The following is a 6,303-nucleotide window of genomic DNA, read 5'->3' as shown; positions in this document are numbered from 1 at the left end:
CGAGATACGAGATACGAGATTCGAAATCGTCCCGCTAAGTGCTAAGCTCGGCTTCTAACCATTTGAGATAACATAAACATCGCAGCTGCACTGATAACAACAGACGGGCCAGCAGGCGTATCATAGAACCAAGACAAGCTTAGCCCTCCGAAGACTGCGATAGAGCCAATAACCGATGCGAGGAAGGCCATTTGCTCGGGTGTATTGGCGAATTTCCTTGCTGTAGCTGCTGGGATGATCAGTAGCGATGTCATGATTAACGCACCAACAAACTTCATACCGACAGCAATCACGATACCGACCAATAGCATCAGAATCAGACGCATTAAATCAATGTTGATGCCATCAACCGCCGCGAGATCTTCGTTAACCGTCGTTGATAGTAGTGGTCGCCAAAAGATAGCAAGCACCAATCCAATCACGGCAGCACCCGCATAGATGAACACTAAATCCGTTGGAGATACTGCCAGCAAGTCACCAAATAGGTAGCTCATTAGGTCAACACGAACGTTATCTAAGAAACTGACAGCAACCAAACCAAGTGATAGCGCACTGTGCGCCAAAATACCGAGTAGGGTATCGGTCGCGACCAGCTTTTGTTTTTGTAAAGTCACTAGCAACACGGCTAGCATCAAACAACAAATCAGCAGCGCGAAATATAAATTAATGTTGAACAGAAAGCCAAGTGCTAAGCCCATCAAAGAAGCGTGAGCAAGCGTGTCACCAAAGTAAGCCATCTTGCGCCACACCACGAATGAACCTAGTGGGCCTGCAATTAGCGCAATACCCAAACCCGCCAAAATAGAGGGAAGAAGAAACTCAAGCATTAGTGGTGTCCGTGTTTATGGTTTGAACATTCATGTGCGCCGCCCGTTACTGGTTGGCCTGCAAGGTCATGATGGTGATGTTCGTGTTGGTGATGATAAAACGCTAGTGTCTCTTGGGTCGCGGTGCCAAAGAGCGCAATATACGAAGGATGGTGTTTGATGTCTGCAGGTGCGCCTGAACAACAGATGTGGTGGTGCAAACAGATAACATCGTCTGTTTTTGCCATCACTAAATGCAGATCGTGCGAAACCATAAATACGGCACAACCAAAGCGGTGACGAATGGTGTCAATCAAATCATACAGGTCAATTTGCCCTTGAACGTCGACGCCTTGAGCTGGTTCATCGAGAACCAGTAGGTCTGGTCTTCTTAGCAATGAACGAGCAATGAGCACACGTTGGTTTTCACCGCCGGATAGCTGGTGCATGTTACTCTTCTGCAGATGTTCAGCACCAACGAGCTTCAATGCTTCAAGGATTTCTTGCTGACTGAACTTGCCAGTGAGCTTTAGAAAACGCTCTACGTTGAGCGGTAGTGAGTCATTGAGCTTTAATTTTTGTGGTACATAGCCAATTTTCAGTTTTTTAGCTTTTGTTATTGTGCCTGAAAATTTGGTCTGTAGACCCAGTACCACTTTTACTAATGTCGACTTTCCTGCACCGTTTGGCCCAATTAGGGTGGTGATTCTGCCGCGCTCTAAATTTAGAGAGATGTTGTCTAGAACTTTTCGACCGTCAAATTCGACGCTCACAGAATCTAGTTGGATTAAGTTATCCATGAATAGAACTCATTTGCAATTCGCTAATGTTATAATGTAACATTTACCTCAAGCCTAAGCTACTTTTCTATTATCGAGGGATTATGTCACGTTCATCTTTTATACTTGCTACTTTGCTTTTAGCGCCAAGTGTCGCAAGTGCCAATACTATTCTAACAAGCTTTAAACCAATTCAAATGATTGTGACGGAATTAACGCAGGGCGTTAGTGAACCGGATGTGCTAATGAACAGCAATGCTTCGCCGCACGATTATGCGCTTAAGCCATCTGATGTCAAAAAAGTTCACAGTGCCGATATGGTTATCTGGTTTGGTTCTGACCTAGAAGCCTTTTTGACTAAGGTGATTGGTTCAAAAGAAAACGTTATCAAGATCAGTGAGATTCCAGGAATTAACTTGCGAGAGTTCGGACATGATGACCACGATTCTCATGAAGGACATAATCATGGTAGCCATGACCCGCATTTTTGGTTAGGTATCGACCAAGTTGAAGTAGCCGCAAAATATATCTCAGCAAAGTTGATTGAATCTGACCCTGATAACGCAATGGCGTATCAAGAAAACCTAGATTCTTTCCTGCTTGCTTTGAAAGAAAAGCAGCAGTCTATTCATGAACAACTTGCGCCAGTGAAAGACAAAGGTTACTACGTATTCCACGATGCGTATGGCTACTTTGAGCAAGAGTTTGAACTGAATAACTTAGGTCACTTCACAGTGAGCCCAGAGCGTAAACCGGGTGCAAAAAGCCTGATCGCTATTAAGAAAACGCTAGTACGCGACAATGTTCAATGTGTATTCTCAGAGCCTCAATTTACCCCTGCTGTGATTGAATCAGTGACTCGCGGAAGTAACGCTAAGCAAGGCCAGCTTGATCCTATCGGTTCAACAGTTGAAGTGAAGAGTGGAAGTTATTTCGATTTTCTTCAGCAACTTACAGACAGCTACACAAGCTGCTTAAGCGGGAAGTAATTCATAACGAGTATTCTTTACTCTACTTTGCTCTCGTTAATTTATGAATCATGCCGCTTTTTGCGGCATTTTCGTGACCGCTAAGATAAAACCTCCTAACAAATAGCAAACCTCCTTTCTCCTTTTCTAATTTCCGCTAAAATAGAAAGATAATAATAAGCACAAAAAAACTCAGTTTTTGGTTAAGCAACGATAAGACGTTGTGGTGCCCAAAATTTCATGCGTTGTTGCTGTTCAGGATTAAGAGTTGTATCGAATTATCTTCAAAATGTTCATCTTAATGAGCATTTCATTTAGCGTTCTAGCGGTAAATACCTCACCCTCCGTTTTTTATCCTTTGCCCGTTCAAGCGCAAGGGAATTTCCTTGCGGCTAAAAACTTGTACTTAGGTGCCGGAGGCGGGCTCTGGGTTCATGATGTACATGGAAAAGTACTCTTTTACGACGGCCGAACTCTATTCCCTCGCAAGGGTAGCTTACTGCAATTTTCTTCGGAAAGAGTCGCGTTTCTGAACGATGAGTTTTGGACATTTTTCGATAACGAGGTGTATCGACATAACCCTGGAATTGGCAACGAATTGGCGTTTAGCCTAAGTCCCGGCGCTGAAATAACCAATATCGGTGCATCGGGCGATTATATTTGGGTTACTGACGGCAGTAATTTCTATACCTACAACACTCAATCTTTAGAATTCAACACCTACTCTCTACTCAAACTGTACCGATACAATAACAGCAGTGACATTACGATTAACGACGCGGAGTGGGTGCTATCAAAGTGGGTGCTAGCGACCAGTTCTGGCGTTTACCTTTCAGAGAATCAAGAGTTTACCCATGTCACCGCATCCGACAAAAACCATATTGAGACGGTTTATTTTTCGAATGCTCGACGTGAGTTGGTGATCGGTACTTTAAATGGCGCTGTGATTGTAGATCTCGCGAACCCAGATAAAGAGACCATAGTTAAAGGGTCGCATGTTCTCTCGCTGGCCGAAACTTCGGATCAGTATTGGATTGGTACAGAGCACGGCCTTATTAGCTACAACTTTATTACGGGACAAATTACTCGATTCGAACAAGCCGCTAATCAAGACTTCTCGTTACCGGGTGAGAAAATATATTCGTTGATAAACGATCATGCTGGTGGCATGTGGATTGCGACAAACAACGGTATCCGATATTTCTCACTATTCAGTAAGACCTTCTCGAGAACCCCCCTAACTGGAATGGGCATGCATTCGAGTAGTGTGGTGATCAATAAAGTACTGCCTGTCAGTGACCAGTTATCTTGGGTCGCGTCTTCAATGGGGCTCTACTTAGTTGATTCTGAAAGTGAAGAGAACCCAATTCGTGTTTACTCTAATCCCGTTAATGATTTTGAGCTCTTTGGCTCTTCCATTTGGTTGGCGACCGAACAAGGCATCATCAGTCTAAATACGGAAACGCTACAACCCGAAGCCCTTGATTTACCAAGGCCGATTAAGGGAGTGCACGTTGAAAACTTTGCGCTTCAGGCTGATAACGTTCTCTGGATGACCTCTGGGCAAAACCTCTATTCGTTATCTATCGAAACCATGAAACTGACGAGTTATGGCACTGACTGGTTAGTCTACAAGTTCTTGCCTGCGAAGATCACCGCTCTCAATGTCGGCTTGCTAGGTCGCATCTATATAGGAACAGACCATGGTTTCTACTCGTTCATTGATAAACGAATTAGCTTTAGTCGTTCAAGCGAACGGTTTGGCAAAGTCGTCGATATTGAAAAAGCGAAGGATGGAGCGCAGTGGTTTGCGAGCAGTTATGGCGTATATCGAATCCCGGATGACAGCTCTATTATTCAAGAAATCACTCTTGTTGAAGACAATATTAGCCCCAACTGCCTGATCAGCGATGACAATGGTGTTTGGTTAGGCTCTTCGAAAGGCATCAGTTATTACGGGTTGGATGGGCAGCTGCATAAACACATCGGTTCGCCATTTGGTTTGATCACCAATGAGCTGGCGGCGGGAGCATGTGCTCTATTTTACAGTGAAGAGAGCCAACCTTCGAGGCTTGTTTTCGGCTCAAAGTATGGCGTAGTCAGTGCGTTGTCTAACGAGTTACTGGTATCAACCACACCTCATAGCCGTGCCTTATTGAGTAAGATAAGTGTCGACCAACAAACGGTGTCACTTGGCGGGAAAACGGCTGAACTGGATGAGATTCCTTATGGTTCATCGATGGGGTTTAAGCTAGGTATCTTGCCAGCAACGTTCGCACCTGCGATGGAATACCGACTGAGCGACGATGAACCTTGGAGTGAGTTTGAAGGGGGCTTGTTAACGCTCGACCATCTTCTTCCTGGGGATTACACACTTGAAGTGAAACCGGTTAAAGACTCCCATTATCGCTTTGTGTCAACCAATCAAAGCTTCTCGATTGCGGAGCCTTGGTATCTGACCAATTGGGCTGCAGCAAGCTCTCTGATGTTACTGATTGGCGTTGTGACTATCTTGGTCTTTTGGCGCTCTCGTTATGTCACTTTTGCCAACAGGCACTTAAAAGCGCAAGTTGCACTGAAGACAGACCAATTGAGACACCAAAGCCGGATATTACTCGCAACTAACCAACAGCTTAAAAAGCAGCTATCCGTTAAGAATGCGCTTGTGTCTCACACTGCCAATGAACTCTCTTCTGAAGTGAATCATATTGCTGCGATGATTCCTAATTGGAATGACGAGCATGGGAAGTCGCCAATTCTAACCTTGAAAAATGGCTTAGCTCAATTGAGCAATACGCCTCAAGGAGAAGGGCAAGTTTGTTACGATATAATTTTAATCTTAGAAGCGGTACTCAAAGCTTGGCAGGATGATTTAACCAAAGCCGGTATTGAACTGGATATTAAAGTCGAAACAAAACAACGATATGTCTCGTTGCTGTATTTTAATCTCGATATTATCTTCAATAGCTTAGTTGCGAGTATCATCAAGAGAAACTTTAAGTCGCAGAGTATGGTGGTTCTGGTTGAAGACGTTAAGGAGCATCTTGTTGTGACAATTCGAGATCATGGCATGCCTTTCCCTAAACTGGCATCAAGCATGGGTGACAATACCGGAAAGTCGACGGACCTTAACATCGAAAAGCTGCCGCTATTGATGAATCAGAGCGGTGGCGAGCTTAATGCTTTTGTTTCGGAGTGTCAAAATAAGGTTCAGCTTTCGTGGCCAATTGAGTATCAAGTACTCGACAATCTCGAAGCCAGCACAATTGAACAGATTGAAACCATTAAGCTTGCCGCTTCAACACCAGAGCAACAAAAACTGACAGCGGAACAAGAGTGGAAGAACAGAGTGTCGCAGCTTGTGAGTGAAAACTACGCTGATGCCGAGTTCAGTACTGCAACTGCCGCTAAGTATTTGTTTATGTCTGAGAGAAGCTTACAGAGACGCTTTAAATCGGCTTACAACAAGACCTTCAAAGAGCACTTGAATGAAGTACGTCTAGAGCATGCGTGTGAGCGCTTACTCGCTGGAGAGAAGATCTCTGATGTGGCGTTTGATTCGGGCTTCAATGACCCTTCTTATTTCAGTCAAAGGTTTAAGCACCACTTTGGTATGTCACCATCTAAGTTTGCTGAAAACAACGACGAGTAGCGCGCAGCGAGTACTCTGCTAGAACATAAATAAAGATACTTTAGCCTCGACATTCGTGTTGGGGCTTTTTTATGCTTCTACGAGATACGAGATACGAG

General features: G+C 44.3%; 4 protein-coding genes. 2 read left to right on the top strand and 2 right to left on the bottom strand.

Features of this window, described 5'->3' with window-relative positions; translation table 11 throughout:
• Nucleotides 1–41: 41 nt before the first annotated feature.
• Entirely contained in the window at nucleotides 42–827 is a 786-nt protein-coding gene (znuB, locus tag AB4484_RS13310) for a zinc ABC transporter permease subunit ZnuB (RefSeq protein ID WP_048606441.1), read from the bottom strand.
• Nucleotides 827–1,606 carry a zinc ABC transporter ATP-binding protein ZnuC gene (gene znuC, locus AB4484_RS13305; protein ID WP_048617861.1) on the bottom strand — a complete coding sequence of 260 codons (780 nt, stop codon included), beginning with the start codon at nucleotides 1,604–1,606 and terminating at the stop codon, nucleotides 827–829. Before znuC ends, znuB begins: the two co-directional genes overlap by 1 nt.
• Before the next feature lie 83 nt (nucleotides 1,607–1,689).
• Here znuC and znuA point away from each other — a divergent pair, with 83 nt between their 5' ends.
• Both znuA and AB4484_RS13295 read left to right on the top strand, forming a co-directional pair.
• Nucleotides 1,690–2,574 (top strand): zinc ABC transporter substrate-binding protein ZnuA, encoded by an 885-nt coding sequence (gene znuA / locus AB4484_RS13300; protein ID WP_372078637.1) that lies wholly within the window; start codon nucleotides 1,690–1,692, stop codon nucleotides 2,572–2,574.
• A 268-nt stretch (nucleotides 2,575–2,842) separates the two neighbouring features.
• The gene (locus tag AB4484_RS13295; protein WP_372078682.1) at nucleotides 2,843–6,205 is read left to right on the top strand and encodes a helix-turn-helix domain-containing protein; all 3,363 of its coding nucleotides are present in this window, start codon (nucleotides 2,843–2,845) and stop codon (nucleotides 6,203–6,205) included.
• Nucleotides 6,206–6,303: the final 98 nt, after the last annotated feature.

This window comes from Vibrio sp. 10N.261.46.A3 (assembly GCF_041472995.1).
Lineage (GTDB): Bacteria > Pseudomonadota > Gammaproteobacteria > Enterobacterales > Vibrionaceae > Vibrio > Vibrio coralliirubri.
This window is presented reverse-complemented; position numbering and strand designations above follow the sequence as displayed.